The organism is Leifsonia sp. GW821-FHT13C09 (assembly GCF_058806435.1).
Genome location: NZ_JBXAPS010000001.1, coordinates 139,805 through 154,814, shown reverse-complemented (window position 1 = coordinate 154,814; position 15,010 = coordinate 139,805). Strand labels below are relative to the sequence as shown.

Annotated in this window: 13 protein-coding genes; 7 read left to right on the top strand and 6 right to left on the bottom strand. The window is 71.6% G+C overall.

Annotated features, from left to right (window positions below; all coding sequences use genetic code 11):
• Positions 1-70: 70 nt before the first annotated feature.
• From AC1ROW_RS00740 to alr, 3 genes are read left to right on the top strand one after another with little or no spacing between them, the layout of a single operon-like run.
• The gene (locus AC1ROW_RS00740; RefSeq protein ID WP_055915732.1) at positions 71-307 is read left to right on the top strand and encodes a DUF7455 domain-containing protein; all 237 of its coding nucleotides are present in this window, start codon (positions 71-73) and stop codon (positions 305-307) included.
• A 35-nt stretch (positions 308-342) separates the two neighbouring features.
• A complete protein-coding gene (locus AC1ROW_RS00735) occupies positions 343-1,089 on the top strand; it encodes an alanine racemase C-terminal domain-containing protein (RefSeq protein WP_493016978.1) in 747 nt (248 codons plus the stop codon).
• On the top strand, positions 1,086-2,162 hold the full coding sequence (gene alr / locus AC1ROW_RS00730; RefSeq protein ID WP_493016977.1) for an alanine racemase: 1,077 nt from the start codon (positions 1,086-1,088) through the stop codon (positions 2,160-2,162). The genes AC1ROW_RS00735 and alr overlap by 4 nt, the downstream gene beginning before the upstream one ends.
• A gap of 88 nt (positions 2,163-2,250) precedes the next feature.
• Here the strand turns inward: alr and AC1ROW_RS00725 are convergent, their stop codons facing one another.
• The 5 genes from AC1ROW_RS00725 to AC1ROW_RS00705 form a co-directional block, all read right to left on the bottom strand.
• Positions 2,251-2,979: a type 1 glutamine amidotransferase gene (locus AC1ROW_RS00725; RefSeq protein WP_493016976.1), complete on the bottom strand. Its 729-nt coding sequence runs from the start codon at positions 2,977-2,979 to the stop codon at positions 2,251-2,253.
• On the bottom strand, positions 2,976-4,250 hold the full coding sequence (locus AC1ROW_RS00720) for a MurT ligase domain-containing protein (protein WP_493016975.1): 1,275 nt from the start codon (positions 4,248-4,250) through the stop codon (positions 2,976-2,978). Before AC1ROW_RS00720 ends, AC1ROW_RS00725 begins: the two co-directional genes overlap by 4 nt.
• A 1-nt stretch (position 4,251) precedes the next feature.
• Complete coding sequence (locus AC1ROW_RS00715; protein WP_493016974.1) at positions 4,252-5,580, bottom strand: RNA polymerase sigma factor; 1,329 nt, start codon at positions 5,578-5,580, stop codon at positions 4,252-4,254.
• 181 nt (positions 5,581-5,761) lie between these two features.
• Entirely contained in the window at positions 5,762-7,102 is a 1,341-nt protein-coding gene (locus AC1ROW_RS00710) for an MFS transporter (protein ID WP_493016973.1), read from the bottom strand.
• 61 nt (positions 7,103-7,163) lie between these two features.
• Entirely contained in the window at positions 7,164-8,108 is a 945-nt protein-coding gene (locus AC1ROW_RS00705) for a proteasome assembly chaperone family protein (RefSeq protein WP_493016972.1), read from the bottom strand.
• A 118-nt stretch (positions 8,109-8,226) separates the two neighbouring features.
• Between AC1ROW_RS00705 and AC1ROW_RS00700 the strand changes: the two genes are divergently transcribed.
• The 3 genes from AC1ROW_RS00700 to sucB all read left to right on the top strand — a co-directional run bounded on the left by AC1ROW_RS00700 (position 8,227) and on the right by sucB (position 12,690).
• On the top strand, positions 8,227-9,708 hold the full coding sequence (locus AC1ROW_RS00700; protein ID WP_493016971.1) for a leucyl aminopeptidase: 1,482 nt from the start codon (positions 8,227-8,229) through the stop codon (positions 9,706-9,708).
• A 103-nt stretch (positions 9,709-9,811) separates the two neighbouring features.
• Complete coding sequence (gene lpdA, locus AC1ROW_RS00695; protein ID WP_493016970.1) at positions 9,812-11,185, top strand: dihydrolipoyl dehydrogenase; 1,374 nt, start codon at positions 9,812-9,814, stop codon at positions 11,183-11,185.
• Positions 11,186-11,250: 65 nt separating this feature from the next.
• On the top strand, positions 11,251-12,690 hold the full coding sequence (sucB, locus tag AC1ROW_RS00690) for a 2-oxoglutarate dehydrogenase, E2 component, dihydrolipoamide succinyltransferase (protein ID WP_493016969.1): 1,440 nt from the start codon (positions 11,251-11,253) through the stop codon (positions 12,688-12,690).
• 159 nt (positions 12,691-12,849) lie between these two features.
• Here sucB and AC1ROW_RS00685 read toward each other — a convergent pair whose 3' ends face one another.
• On the bottom strand, positions 12,850-13,902 hold the full coding sequence (locus AC1ROW_RS00685) for a hypothetical protein (protein WP_493016968.1): 1,053 nt from the start codon (positions 13,900-13,902) through the stop codon (positions 12,850-12,852).
• A gap of 385 nt (positions 13,903-14,287) precedes the next feature.
• Between AC1ROW_RS00685 and lipB the strand changes: the two genes are divergently transcribed.
• On the top strand, positions 14,288-15,004 hold the full coding sequence (lipB, locus tag AC1ROW_RS00680; protein WP_493016967.1) for a lipoyl(octanoyl) transferase LipB: 717 nt from the start codon (positions 14,288-14,290) through the stop codon (positions 15,002-15,004).
• The last annotated feature ends 6 nt before the right edge of the window (positions 15,005-15,010 follow it).

The following is a 15,010-nucleotide window of genomic DNA, read 5'->3' as shown; positions in this document are numbered from 1 at the left end:
CCTCGTCACAGGGATTACGTGGTTCTATAGACGTACCGAGTTCACCGGTTGCGACGGAAAGGAGCATCACATGTCTACTATCACCTCGGAGAACGGTGCGGTTGACGAGCTCGAGTCGGGGCCGCAACTCACGGCCGCGGACCGCTGCGACAGCTGTGGCGCTCAGGCGTACATCCGCGTCGTCGTCAACAACGGCGAACTCCTCTTCTGCGCCCACCACGGCAAGAAGCACCAGGAGAAGCTCTCGCAGATCGCGCACAGCTGGCACGACGAGACGGCTCGTCTCTTCGAAGAGCAGCGCGCCTAGGTCCCCGCGACCCACGCGAACGGGCTGACCGAGCGATGGCAGGAGCCACCGGCGTGCGCAGGCGCGCCTTCGTCGACCTCGAAGCCATCCGTTCGAACGCCACCGCAGCGGCCACCGCGCCGCTCCCCGACTGCACCGCTGATCTCCGCGCGGACGCGTACGGGCACGGGCTCATGCCCGTCGCCCGGGCGCTGACCGACGCGGGGGTCGGCGGTCTTCTCGTCTCCCGGGTGGAGGACGCCGCCGCCATCGCGGACGAGGGCATCGCGCTGCCGGTGACCGTCGGCTTCCCGGCCGGTCGGCACGCCAGCGGCCCCGCCCACCTGCTCGGCCCCGAACTGCTCGGGCTCACCGACGCCGCCGGCGTCGCACCCGCACTGCGCCTCACCGCCGAGATCATCGCGGTCAAGCGCGTCGGCGCCGATCGCGGCGTCTCCTACGGCTACACCTACCGCACCGCCCGCCCCAGCACCCTCGTGCTGGTCGCGCTCGGCTACGCCGACGGCATCCTGCGCGTCGCTTCAAACAAGGCGCCGGTGCTGGTCGGCGAGACCACCGGCCGGATCACCGGCCGCATCGCGATGGACCAGTTCGTCGTCGACATCGGCGACGCCGAAGCGCAGCCAGGCGATCCGGTCGTGCTGTTCGGCGACCCGGCCCGCGGCGAGCCGTCCGTGCTGGACTGGGAGGCCGCGCTCGGCGCGGCCGCTCCGGTCATCACCAGCCGGCTGGGCCGCCGCATCGAGCGGATGTACGGACACTGGACGAGGAGAGCGCAGTGACCATCGTGGACGCGATCGCGGAGCCGCTCCCCCGCGCGGTCATCGACCTGGCCGCGCTGCGGCGGAACGTCGCCCACCTCTCTGCGCTGATCGCCCCCGCCGAGACCATGCTCGCCGTCAAGGCCGACGCCTACGGCCACGGCCTGCTGCCGATCGCCGAGGCCGGGCTGGAGGCGGGCGCGACCTCGCTCGCCGTGCTGGAGGTCCCCGCCGGTCTCGTTCTGCGCTCCGCCGGCATCACCGTCCCGCTGCTGGCCTGGCTGCACGGCGAGGACACCGACTGGCGCGCCGCGATCGACGCCGACATCGAGCTCGGCATCTCCGCCGTCTGGCAACTGGAGGCCATCGCGGCCGCGCGCGCAGACCGGCCGGCCGTCGTGCACCTCAAGGTGGACACCGGCCTCAGCCGCAACGGCGCCACCCGCGAGCAGTGGCCGCACCTCATCGACGCCGCCCTCGAGCTGGAGCGGCAGGGCGTCGTGCGCGTCCGCGCGGCCTGGTCGCACCTGGCCGACGCCTCGATCGCGGACGACGAGGCCGCCCTGGCGGAGTTCCGCAGCGCGGTCGCCGGGGCCGAGGAGCGCGGCGCCCGGTTCGAGATCCTGCACCTGGCGGCGAGCTCGGCCGGCATCCGGATGCCCGAGGCCCGCTTCGATCTGGTCCGGTTCGGGATCGCCGCCTACGGCTTCTCGCCGTTCGACGACTGCACAGGCGCCGAGCTCGGGCTGGAGCCGGTGATGCGGCTGGAGGCCCCGGTCGTGGAGAGCCACGTCGGCGGCACCACGCACGCCCGGCTCGGCATCGGCTACGGCGACGGCGTGCCGGTGCTCGGCATCGCCAAGACCTCCGTCCTCCTCGCCGGGCAGCGCTGCCGCGTAATCGACGTCGGGGTGGACACCATGATCGTGGACCCCGGTCTCGCGCGCGTGGCCGTCGGCGACACCGCCGTGCTCTTCGGGTCCGGCCGCGACGGCACGGTCACCGCCGAGAAGTACGCCGACTGGGCCGAAACCATCGCAGACGAAATGATCACCGGCGTCTCCCCCCGCGTCCCCCGCATCTACGAGAACTGACGACCCACTCCATCCGTTCCGGAGTTATGCACGGGGCGACGCGGCGTGTCGCGTGCACAACTCCGGAACGGATGGCGGCGGACCAGCGTTAGAGTGCGACGTTGAGGCGGGCGGCGATGGCGCGGCGCGCGTTCGCGGCGTAGCGGTCGACGCGCTCGGTCTGCGGGACCGGAGCGACCTCGCCGCGCAGCGCGGTCCCCAGCATGCGGTCGGCCAGCACCGGGTTCATCGGCAGGAGCGGGCCGTGCAGGTGGGTGCCGATCGCGCTCCCGAGCACGACGCCCTCCGTCCGGTCGCCATTGCCGAAGCCGCTCACGACCTCGCCGAGCGGGACCGCGCCCACGGCCTCCGCGGTGAACGTCGTGGTGGCCGAGTGGTTCTCGAAGCCCGCGAGCGCGACGCCGTCGGCCATGCGCACGACGACCTCGGCGACGTGCCGCCGCGATCCCAGCACCGCACGGGTCGGGAACACCCCGGCGCCGGCGAGCGTCTCGCCGTCCGGCGTCTCGATCTCCTCGCCGAGCAGCTGCCAGCCGCCCGCGATCGCGAGGATGGGGACGCCGGCGTCGCGCCACTGCCGCAGCCGCGGCGCGATCCGCGCCACATCGCCGACGACCGCACGCTGCGACGACAGCGGGCCCGAGCCGATGTGCACGATGTCGGCGCTGGCCGGGAGTTCCGCGCCGGGCGCATGGGTGACGACGTCGACGTCCACGCCGCGCCAGCGCGCGCGCTCGGCCAGGGCGAGCACGTTACCGGCGTCGCCGTTGATCCCGAGCTCGCGCGGGTAGAGATGCAGGATGCGGAGGACGGTCACTTGTCGCCGCCTTCCAGGTCGAGGAACCCGAGCTGCTTGCGGATGGCCATCATCTGCTCGTAGTTCACGATCATCGTCTTGGTGCCGCGCGACGGCTTCGGGAGGGCGAGGAACGCCTGCAGCGCGGGCCGGAGCTCCGGCATCACCTGGTCGACCTCGATGCCCGCATAGGCGAACCGGGTCGCGAACTGCCAGGCCTTGGTGCCGGACACGATGTCCACGTGCTCCAGCTTGGAGAGGTCGATGTCGTAGACCCAGGACGGGTCGGGCGTGCCCTCGTCGACCGCGACGAAGACCTGCTCCGGGCTGTGGCTCAGGTAGTCGAGGTTGAGCTGTAGGCTCGGCGGGTTCTTCATCATGATGATCTCGATGTCCTCGTCGCCGACCCTCAGGGTCTCGCCGCGGCCGTAGACCGTGCGCAGCGACCCCATGGCCGCAACGACAGCCTCCGAGCGGAAGCGGTCGCCGAGCACACGCCGGGCCATCGCGGTCGCGCCGGCGGCGTCCACCGCGTAGTGCAGGCCGCGAGCGGGCAGGCCGATCCGGATGGACTCGCCGCCCATCGTGAGCTGCGCGCTCTGCGTCTCCAGCTTGCTGACGAAGACCGCGGGCACCGGCAGCGTTCCGGCGGCGACTCCGGAGAGGTCGGCCACATTGGCGAGGCCGTTCGGCGACGACTCGATGATGGCCGGGGCCACCGCGAACGTCGTCACGTCGCGCCCCGCGGCGGCGAGCTCGGCGCCCACGCGGGACAGGCTGTCGTCGTCGGCGTTCACCACGACGAACTCGCTCGACCGCTCCGCGATCGTGCGCAGCATCCCGATCACGCGGGTGGGCTCGAAGAAGCGGTTGAGCTGGTCGATCTGAACGTTGAGCAGCAGCGAGCCGCGCGGCTTCAGGACGTTCGCCAGGTCGACGCCGTACGCCTCGTCCACCTCGATCACCCCGACGTCGCCGCGGACGTAGCCGTCGAGCGGCACGTCCGCCAGCAGGGCGGAGGCGATCCCCTGCGGCAGGTTGCCGCCGGACGGGTTGGTGAAGACGTTCAGCCCGTGCTCGCGCAGGATCGCTGTGAGCATGTTGGTGGTCGTCGACTTGCCGTTCGATCCGGAGACGAACACCACGCCGAGCGGGAGGCGGCTGACCGCACGCTCGAGGAACTTCGGCGCGATCGCGAGCGCGACCCGCCCCGGCACCGCGGAGCCGCCTCCCCGCAGGCGCAGCAGCCAGCGGGCGAGGCGGCCGGCGATGACCGCCAGTCGGTAGCGCACCTTACTCGAGGTAGTCGCGCAGCGACTGCGAGCGGGACGGGTGGCGCAGCTTCGCCATCGTCTTCGACTCGATCTGCCGGATGCGCTCCCGCGTCACGCCGAAGGTGTCGCCGATCTGGTCGAGCGTCTTCGGCATGCCGTCGCCCAGGCCGAAGCGCATGCGGATCACGCCCGCCTCGCGCTCGGAGAGCGAGTCGAGGAGACTCTCCAGCTGCTTCTGCAGCATGGTGAAGCCGACCGCGTCGGCCGGCACGACCGCCTCGGTGTCCTCGATCAGGTCGCCGAACTCGCTGTCGCCGTCCTCGCCGAGGGGCGTGTGCAGCGAGATGGGCTCGCGACCGTACTTCTGCACCTCGATGACCTTCTCCGGGGTCATGTCGAGCTCCTTGGAGAGCTCTTCCGGGGTGGGCTCGCGGCCGAGGTCCTGCAGCATCTGGCGCTGGACGCGGGCGAGCTTGTTGATGACCTCGACCATGTGCACCGGGATGCGGATGGTGCGGGCCTGGTCGGCCATCGCGCGCGTGATCGCCTGACGGATCCACCACGTGGCGTAGGTCGAGAACTTGAAGCCCTTGGTGTAGTCGAACTTCTCGACGGCGCGGATCAGACCGAGGTTGCCCTCCTGGATGAGGTCCAGGAACTGCATGCCGCGGCCGGTGTAGCGCTTGGCGAGGCTGACCACGAGGCGCAGGTTGGCGCCGAGCAGGTGGCTCTTCGCGCGCTGGCCGTCGCGGGCGACCCAGCGGAGCTCGCGCTCGAGCTCCTTGGGCATGTTCGGGGTGTTCGCGAGCTTGTCCTCCGCGAACAGGCCGGCCTCGATGCGCATCGCGAGCTCGACCTCCTCCGCGGCGTTCAGCAGCGGGACCTTGCCGATCTGCTTGAGGTAGTCCTTGACCGGGTCGGCGGTCGCGCCGGTGATCGTCGTGGAGTACACGGGGATGTCGTCATCCTCGTCCACGGCGCGCAGCACGAGCGCGTCGGTCGGCAGCGGGGCGTCCGCTGCGGCCTGGACGGCCGCGGCCTCGCCCTTCGGGCCGGTCTCCTCGGCGTCGTCCGCCTCGGCGTCGTCGCCCTCGGACTCCTCGGCGTCGTCGCCCTCGGCGGCGTCGTCTGCCACGTCTGCGGTGTCGTCCTCGTCGATCTCGACCTCGGCCTCCTCGTCGAGCTCGTCGTCGTCGCCCTTGGCCTTGGTGGCCTTCTTGGGCGCAGCCTTCTTCGCCGGCGCCTTCGCCGTCGTCTTCTTCGCCGCCGGCTTGCTGGCCGCAGCGGTCTCCTCGGTCTCCTCGACCGCCTCGGCCTCACGGGCCTTGGTTGCTGCACGGGTTGCCATGTGCCTACCTTCCATACAAGCGAGGCTTTCAAACCGGGTGGGAGAACGTCGGTGCGTCCCCCGTAACGCCTGCCTGATGTCGCGTGCGGACATTACTAAGACCCATGTCAAGTCTTGGGCTGTTGCGCCGGGCACCATCGAGTGCTCCGACCCCAAGGACATGAACGGGTCCAGGTATCAATTATTGCACGTTCTCGCCGGGCTCCCGACCATCCCGCCTGCGCCGAACGTCTACGAGTGCAACCCACAACGGGGCCACTTCTATTCCCTCCTCCTCCGCGAGGAGGCGGCGGGTGCGCCGGCGGGCGCGGACGAGGAAGACGACGCCGAGGCCGATGATCACGTACTGCACGGCGAACGCCCAGCGGAAGGAGTCGAGCGCGTAGAGCCCGGCGACGGTGTGCGCGGTGTTCTGGGCGTCCAGGGCCAGGCCGATGAGGAACATCATCACGAAGCTCGCCAGGAAGCCGCCGACGTTCACGATGCCGTTGGCGGAGCCGAGGCTGTGCAGCGGGTTGGAGGTGCGGGCGAAGTCGAACCCGATCAGCGAGCCGGGGCCGCCGATCCCGATCGCCACCAGCACGAGGATGAGCAGCCAGAGCGGCGGCGTCCCCGGCCAGAGCAGGAGGAGCGCCCAGACGATCCCCATCATCCCGACGATCGCGAGCACCAGGTTGCTGCGCCGCAGCGGGAAGCGCGCGGTCAGCAGGCCGAGGATCGGGCCCGCGATCAGACCCGCGACGACGGAGACGATGAGCAGGCCGCTGGCCTCCGCCGGGCCGATGCCGAGAGCGAACACCATGAACGGCAGGCCCCACATCAGGCTGAACACCGTGCCGGAGGACTGCGTGGTGAAGTGCGACCAGAAGCCGAGCTGCGTCCCGGGCCTGGCGAGGCTGATCCGGAGCTGGCGCAACGACTCGCCCCAGGTGGCCGGGCGCGGCCCCTCGCTGGAGCCGGCCGGCCGGTCCCGGATGGTGGCGACGATGCCGATCAGTGCGACGACCGAGAGCGACGCAGCGCTGAGGAACGCGGTCGTCCAGCCGGACTGGTGGAGCAGCAGCGCGAACGGGATGGCGGACAGCACCTGGCCGAGCTGGCCGATGTTGCCGATCCACTGCGAGAGCTGCGGGACGATCCGGCCGCGGAACCACGAGTTCACCAGCCGCATGAGCGAGGTGAACACGGTGGCGTCGCCCGCCCCGACCAGGATTCGGCCGACGATCGCCAGCGTGATGGTCGGTGCGAACGCGACCGTCACCTGCCCGACGACCATCAGTGCGGTGCCCGCGATCATCAGCGCCCGCGATCCCACGCGGTCGATCAGGACGCCGACCGGCACCTGCATCCCCGCGTAGACGATGAGCTGGACCACCGCCATCGAGGAGAGGACGGCGGCGGAGACGTGGAAGCGCTCGGTCGCGGCGACACCCGCGACGCCGATGCTCGTGCGCTGCATGACGGCGACGAGGTAGGCGAAGACCCCGATCCCGAAGATGACCCAGGACCGACGCGAATTCACCAGACGATCCTACGCCCGCCGCAGACGCCACCCCGTCACGGGAGCGGCGCCGCAGGCGCGGTCAGCGCTCGGTGCGCGGGTTCTCGTCGTCGCCGCGGCGGTCGTCGCCGTGGCGGCGGAACGCCAGGAAGTTCTCCAGCTCGGCGGCGATCTCGTCGGCGCTGGGCAGCTCGCCGTCCCGGTCGGTCAGCGGCGAGCGGAGCTGGGTGTCCTCCATGTACGTGTCGTGCCGCTCCTCCAGAGTGCCGACCAGTTTGCCGAGCTCGGCGTTGCCGGCGACCTGCTCGTCGATGTTCGCGACGAACTCGCGGTCCTCCTCGCGCAGGCGGTCGGTCGGGAAGATCAGGCCCGTCGCCGCGCTGATGCTCTCCAGCCCCGCGATCGCGGCGGCCGGGTACTCGGTGTCGGCGAGGTAGTGCGGGATGAGCAGGACGAACCCGGCGATCGGATACGAGAGCTGCTGCAGCCGGTACTCGAGCAGGTGCAGTGCGTTGCCGGGCACCTGCGTCTGCGGCTTCCAGATCGACATCGCGTCGATCAGGTCGGCACGGTTGCCACTGACCGTGACCCCGATGGGCCGGGTGTGCGGCACCGGCATCGGGATGGAGTGCACCCAGGTGACGCTCTTGACCTTGTAGCGCTCGATGAGCCCGAGCACGGCCTCCGTGAACGCCTCCCAGCGGAAGTCGGGCTCGAACCCGGAGAGGAAGAGGAACGGCTGACGCAGCTCGTCGTAGACCAGGTGCAGCTTCAGCGTGGACGGCTGGTAGTCGGCCAGGTGGTCCTGGTCGAAGTAGATGATCGGCCGGCGAGCGCGGTAGTCGAGCAGGATGTCGGCGTCGAAGGTCGCGACGACCTCGCTGTCGAGCGTGCCCAGCAGGTAGGTGCCGAGCTGGCTGACGCCCGAGCCGGCGTCGGCGAACCCGGTGAGCCCCGCGATCAGCGGCAGGCCCTCCGGCACCACCAGTGCCGGGTTGAGCTCGTACAGTTCGCCGGGGTCTCGCATACATCAACTCTAGGCCGCCGACCGGAGTCGGTCGTGGCGCGCAGGCCCGCTCGCAGCACGCCCACAGCGAACATGCGGCCTCCGCCGTCGCGCGCCGTTCAGCGGTTAGGGTCGAGACATGACGCCTCCCGCCCTCAGCCTCTCACCCGCCCCCTCGTCCTCCGCCGACGTCCTCGTGCTCGCCGCGCGCTCCGGCGCCGACGGCGTCGCCGTGCTGTCGGCCTCGGCGCCGGAGGGTCTGGGCGACGGGCTCGCGGCGGTCGGCTTCGGCGGCGGCAAGGACGAGCTGGTGCGCCTCCCCGGCGCGGCAGGCGGTCCGGGGCTCGCCGTGGTGGGCCTCCCGGAGCAGGTGGACGAGGACGCGCTGCGCTACGCAGCGGGCACCGCTATCCGCCAGCTCGCCGGCGTCGGCCACGTCGCGCTCGACCTGCCCGCCGAGGACGACGCCCGGCTCGGCGCGGTTCTGGAGGGCGCGGCGCTCGGCGCGTACGCGTTCACCGACTACCGCTCCGCGAGCCGCGCGGGTGTCAAGACCCCGGTCGAGACCATCGAGGTCGTCGGGGAGTCGGCCGAGGGCGCTGCGCTCGTCGCGCGCGCCGCCGCCGTCTCTGGCGCCGCCGCACTGGTGAAGGACCTGGTCAACACTCCCCCGATCGACCTCTACCCGGCGTCGTTCGTCTCCCGGGTCGAGGAGGCCGTCGAGGGGCTGCCGGTCACGGTCGAGGTGTGGGACGAGCGCCGGCTCGAGTCGGAGGGCTTCGGCGGCATCCTCGGCGTCGGGCAGGGCTCGGTCCGCCCGCCGCGGCTGGTGAAGGTCGACTACGCGCCCGCCGGCGCGGCGAAGCACCTGGCACTGGTCGGCAAGGGCATCACCTTCGACTCGGGCGGCCTCTCGCTCAAGCCGGCCTCCGGGATGGTCGGGATGAAGTACGACATGACCGGCGCGGCCACGGTGCTCGCCGTCGCCCTCGCCGCCGCCCGTCTCGCCCTCCCGGTGCGCGTGACGGCGTGGCTGTGCCTCGCCGAGAACATGCCGTCCGGCTCCGCCATCCGCCCCAACGACGTGCTGCGCATGCGCGGCGGCCGCACCGTGGAGGTGCTCAACACCGACGCGGAGGGCCGGCTCGTGCTCGCGGACGGACTGGTCGTCGCCGGCGAGGAGCACCCCGACGCCATCGTGGACGTCGCCACCCTGACCGGCGCCGCGATGGTCGCGCTCGGCACCCGCTACGCCGCGGTCATGGGCTCCGACGACCTGGTCGGCGACGTGCTCGCCGCCGCCAAGGCCTCCGGCGAGCTGCTCTGGCCGATGCCGCTCGCGAGCGAGCTGCGCGCCACCATCAACTCCGACGTCGCCGACATCGCCAACGCCAACCCGGGCGTCACCGCGGGCGGGATGCTGCTGGCCGGCGTCTTCCTCCAGGAGTTCATCGGCCGCACCGGCGACGAGGACGACGCGCCGCGCATCCCGTGGGCGCACCTCGACATCGCAGGCCCGGCCAAGGGCCCGTCGGCTCCCTACGGCTTCACCGGCAAGGGCCCGTCCGCCGTCAGCGTACGTGCGCTCATCCGTTTGGCCGAGGACTTTTCCCAGAGGTAGTAGGGTCGTATGGGCAGGAAAATCCTGCCCATGCAACGCCTGCCCCACGTCATCCCCCGGGGCAGGATCGTGTCACGAATCCTGATGCGCGAGGAGTAGCTGGGTGTCTGAGCAGAACTTTGACATTGTGGTGCTCGGCGGTGGGAGCGGAGGCTACGCAGCAGCGCTGCGTGCGGCCGAGCTCGGTTTCACCGTCGGCATGATCGAGAAGGACAAGGTCGGCGGCACCTGCCTGCACCGCGGCTGTATCCCGACCAAGGCGCTGCTGCACGCGGCCGAGGTCGCGGACTACTCGCGCGAGTCCGCCAAGTACGGCATCATCACCCAGCTCCAGGGCGTCGACATCAACGGCGTGACCGAGTACCGCCAGAGCATCGTCGCCAAGAAGTACAAGGGTCTGCAGGGCCTGGTCAAGGCCCGCGGCATCACCGTCATCGAGGGCGAGGGCAAGCTGACCTCCCCGACGACGGTGCAGGTCGGCGACGACACCATCACCGGCAAGAACATCGTCCTCGCCACCGGCTCCTACTCGCGCAGCCTCCCCGGCCTCGAGATCGGCGGCCGCGTCATCACCAGCGAGCAGGCCCTCGAGCTCGACTACGTGCCCAAGAAGGTCGCCGTCCTCGGCGGCGGCGTCATCGGCGTCGAGTTCGCCAGCGTCTGGAAGTCCTTCGGCGCCGACGTCACCATCATCGAGGCCCTCCCGCACCTGGTCCCCAACGAGGACGAGACCCTCAGCAAGGGCCTGGAGCGCGCCTTCCGCCGCCGCGGCATCGACTACCGCCTCGGCGTCCGGTTCTCCGGCGTCACCCAGAACGAGAACGGCGTCGTCGTCTCGCTCGAGGACGGCAGCACGGTCGAGGCCGAGCTGCTGCTCGTCGCGGTCGGCCGCGGCCCGCTCACGGCCGGCATGGGCTACGACGAGGTCGGCGTCACGCTCGACCGCGGCTTCGTCATCACCGACGAGCGCCTGCACACCAACATCCCGGGTGTCTACGCCGTCGGCGACATCGTCCCCGGCCTGCAGCTGGCGCACCGCGGCTTCCAGCAGGGCATCTTCGTGGCCGAGGAGATCGCGGGCCTCAACCCGATCGTCGTCCCCGACGTCAACATCCCGAAGGTCACCTACTGCGACCCCGAGGTCGCCTCGATCGGCCTCAGCGAGGCCAAGGCGGCGGAGCAGTACGGCGCCGACGCGATCACGAGCTACGACTACAGCCTGGCCGGCAACGGCAAGAGCGAGATCATCGGCACGAGCGGCACCGTCAAGGTCGTCCGCGTCAACGACGGCCCGGTCGTCGGCGTGCACATGATCGGAGCGCGGGTCGGCGAGCTCATCGGCGAGGCGCAGCTCGCGGTGAACTGGGAGGCGTACCCGGAGGATATCGCTCCGTTCGTGCACGCGCACCCGACGCAGAACGAGTCCCTGGGCGAGGCGTTCCTGTACCTCGCGGGCAAGCCGCTGCACACCCTCTAAGGCGTCCGCCGCGCGAGCGGCTGCAATAAGCTACTGAACGATCAGGTTTTGAAGGAGAGAAGCTCATGAGCGAATCCGTCAGCCTCCCGGCACTCGGCGAGAGTGTCACGGAAGGCACGGTCACCCGCTGGCTGAAGAACGTTGGCGACCGTGTCGAGGTGGACGAGCCCTTGCTCGAAGTCTCGACCGACAAGGTCGACACCGAGATCCCCTCGCCCGTCGCGGGCGTCATCGAGGCGATCCTGGTGCAGGAGGACGAGACGGTCGAGGTGGGCACTGCGCTCGTGACGATCGGCGACGGCTCCGGTGCGGGCGAGGCTCCGGCCGCCGCGCCGGCTGAGGCTGCGCCGGCTGAGGCTGCTGCTCCGGCTGCTGAGGCCGCTCCGGCTCAGGAGGCTCCGGCCCCCGCCGCGGAGGCCGCTCCGGCCGCGCCCGTTCAGGAGGCGCCTGCCGCCGCTCCCGCCCCGGCTGCAGAGCCGGCCCCGGCCGCCGCTCCGGCTCCGGCCCCGGCCGCGGCTCCGGCCCCGGCCGCCGCTCCGGCCGCGGCTCCGGCCGCCGCTCCCGCTCCCGCCGCAGAGGCTCCCGCCACGTCGGGCGCGCACGCCGGCACCTCCGGCTACGTGACCCCGATCGTCCGCAAGCTCGCCAACGAGCACGGCGTCGACCTGGCGAACGTGACCGGCACCGGCGTCGGTGGACGCATCCGCAAGGAGGACATCCTGGCGGCCGCCGCTCCGGCCGCTGCCGCCTCGGCTCCGGCCGCCGCCGCTCCCGTGGTCGAGGTCTCCCCGCTCCGCGGCACGACGCAGCAGATGTCCCGCCTGCGCAAGGTCGTCGCCGAGCGCGCCGTCGTCTCGATGCAGTCGACGGCTCAGCTCACCACCGTGGTCGAGGTCGACGTGACCAAGGTCGCAGCGCTGCGCGACCGCGTGAAGGCCGACTTCCAGGCCAAGACCGGCACCAAGCTCTCCTTCCTGCCGTTCTTCGCCCTCGCGGCCGCCGAGGCGCTGAAGGCCTACCCGGTCATCAACGCCACGGTCGACGGCGACAGCATCGTCTACCCGGACCACGAGAACATGTCGATCGCGGTCGACACCGAGCGCGGCCTGCTGACCCCGGTCATCCGCAACGCCTCTGACCTCGACATCGCCGGCCTCGCCCGCGAGATCGCGGACCTCGCCGAGCGCACCCGCGACAACCGCCTGAAGCCGGACGAGCTCGCCGGCGGCACGTTCACGCTGACCAACACGGGTTCGCGCGGCGCGCTGTTCGACACCCCGGTCGTGTTCCTCCCCCAGGTCGCGATCCTGGGCACGGGCATCGTCACCAAGAAGCCGGTCGTGATCACGGCCGACGGCACGGACTCCATCGCGATCCGCTCCACGGTGTACCTCGCCCTGTCGTACGACCACCGGATCGTCGACGGCGCCGACGCGGCCCGCTTCCTCGTCGCGGTGAAGAACCGCCTCGAGGGTGGCGCGTTCGAGGCAAACCTCGGCATCTGAACCACCTGACGGAACGGCCCGGCTCCTGCGAGGAGCCGGGCCGTTCCGCGTTTCCCCGACGTGCACCGACCTGCCGGATCACTCCGGCGCGGCTTCGCTCGCTGAGCGGTCTCGCTCCTCGCGCCGTCACGACTCCCGTGGATGCTGGACGATCCACCGTCAGCTCGGCCCCTCCTGACCGGGCACGAACACCAACAGCACGACGACGGCCACCAACGGCGAGCACGCGACAGCGACGACTTTCGGCCGCGCCGCGATCCACTCCCGCGCCACAGCCACGCCACGCGCGATAGGACGATCGCCCAACACGTCGAGCGCCCGCTCCAGCACGCCGAGGAGGTCGTGCAGCCCTCCGCGCGCGCCATGTCGCCAGCCCCGATCGACAACGCGGCCGGCGTCCGCCGCCGGGTCGCCCCGCACCATTGGATCGGAGATGCCGGCACCGCCGCTTCCCACATGATTCACCGGACCCGCCCGACCCACTGGACCGACCGGGCCCACCGGACCTAGCGGACGCACTGCCGTGGGGTCGGCAGCCCGCAGCACTCCCGCCACCACGTCCTCCCAGCTCCGGTGCCGCCGGTCGGTGGCCGCGGCGAGAACGGCCCCGCCGCCGTCCTGGCTCACCGCGCCGCACAGCGTGGCCGCCAGCGCCGCGAACCCGGCGACGTCCTCGCCCATCGTCCGCTGGTCGAGTTCCCGCAGCCGGTCGATGTCTGTCAGGACCGGGCACCCGTCCTCCCGGAGGCCGACGTCCCGCAGCTCGAGCCCGACCCCGCCGAAGCCCGCCCTGTGCAATTCCGAGAGGCCGCGCGCCACAGCTGCGAGCACCGTGACCGCCTCGCCCGCGGTCAGCCCGTGGCCGGCGGCGAGTACGTCGTGGAGTGTCCCACCCGGCGGATGCTCGCGCAGCCGGACCACCACGTCGCCCCGGCGGCCCCGACGGCCGCTCGGCGGAGACAGCGACCGCGGGAGGTGCGACGACGCAACGCCGTCCCACGCCATCTCGCCGTCCCACGCCATCTCGCCGTCGGCCGCCGCGCCACGTCCCGCCCTTCGCGCCTGCCGCGCGTCCGGCTGAGCGCCGCTCCGCGCGCCCGCCGCTGCGTCGCGCGACGCATGCCGGACCTCCCCCGCGTCAGGCTGAGCCTCCCTCCGCGCTCCTGCCGCCGTGTCGGGCTGAGATCTCCTCCGCGTACCTGCAGTGCTCACGGGCACCGGACTCCTCACCGTGAGCACCGCCTGCCCTGGCAACTCACCGCCCGCGACGACGACCGACGCCTCGTCCGGCCCGCCGGTCGGCGCCCTCGACCGATTCCCCGCGACCCCGAGGTCGTCCCCGCTCGTCTCCTCCCGGCGCGCCCGCCATTCCACCACCATCCACCCTTCCGCCGCCACGATCCCTGCCGCGCACCTTTCCGCATCCCCCGGTCTCCGCCTCCGCACCATGCCCCCAGTAGACGCCACGCCCAGCCGCCCAGGCGTCGCCTTCGGCAGATCCGTGGACAACGCATTCTCACTTGGTCCCTGTGCAGGAATTCGGCCGTGTCCGCCGCTGATGGACATTTTCTGTACTCAGTCCATTTAGGATGCCTCTATGACGATCTTCGATGTCTCCGGGCTCGACGGGCAGCACGTCCCGTACGACGACGGCCTCGCCCGTCAGCGCGCCACGCACGCCGACGTGACGGCACGGCGCGCGCCCGACACGGTCCTCCTGCTCGAGCACGCCCCGGTCTTCACCGCGGGCAAGCGCACCTCCCCCGACGAACGCCCCGCCGACGGCACCCCCGTGATCGACGTCGACCGCGGTGGCAAGATCACCTGGCACGGACCGGGGCAACTCGTGGGTTACCCCATCCTCCGGCTGGCGGAGCCGATCGACGTGGTGGGCTACGTGCGCTGGCTCGAAGGCGTGCTCATCGAGGTGCTGGCCGAGCTCGGCGTCCCGGGAGAGCGCGTGGAGGGCCGCTCCGGCGTGTGGCTGCCCGGCTACGGCACGACGCCGGACGGGAGCCCGGCGGACGAGAAGATCGCCGCCATCGGCATCCGCGTCGCCGAGGGCGTCACCATGCACGGCTTCGCGCTGAACTGCTCCAACAGCCTGGACCCCTACGAGAAGATCGTCGCGTGCGGCATCCGCGACGCGGGCGTGACCACGATCTCCCGCGTCCTCGGCCGCACCGTCACGCCCCAGGACGTCGCTCCGCTCATCCAGGCCGCGCTCGACCGGGCCCTCGTCGACCCCGCCACCAGCCCGGTCGCCGCCGCACGCGCAGCCACCGCCACGACCGCGACGGAGGTCGCCGCATGACCGCCG

Bases quoted from the DNA above. Each gene is read 5' to 3' on its own strand.
- AC1ROW_RS00740 (WP_055915732.1), top strand. From the start codon at position 71: ATGTCTACTATCACCTCGGAGAACGGTGCGGTTGACGAGCTCGAGTCG.
- AC1ROW_RS00735 (WP_493016978.1), top strand. From the start codon at position 343: ATGGCAGGAGCCACCGGCGTGCGCAGGCGCGCCTTCGTCGACCTCGAA.
- AC1ROW_RS00715 (WP_493016974.1), bottom strand. From the start codon at position 5,580: ATGGCAACCCGTGCAGCAACCAAGGCCCGTGAGGCCGAGGCGGTCGAG.
- AC1ROW_RS00705 (WP_493016972.1), bottom strand. From the start codon at position 8,108: ATGCGAGACCCCGGCGAACTGTACGAGCTCAACCCGGCACTGGTGGTG.
- AC1ROW_RS00700 (WP_493016971.1), top strand. From the start codon at position 8,227: ATGACGCCTCCCGCCCTCAGCCTCTCACCCGCCCCCTCGTCCTCCGCC.
- sucB (WP_493016969.1), top strand. From the start codon at position 11,251: ATGAGCGAATCCGTCAGCCTCCCGGCACTCGGCGAGAGTGTCACGGAA.
- lipB (WP_493016967.1), top strand. From the start codon at position 14,288: ATGACGATCTTCGATGTCTCCGGGCTCGACGGGCAGCACGTCCCGTAC.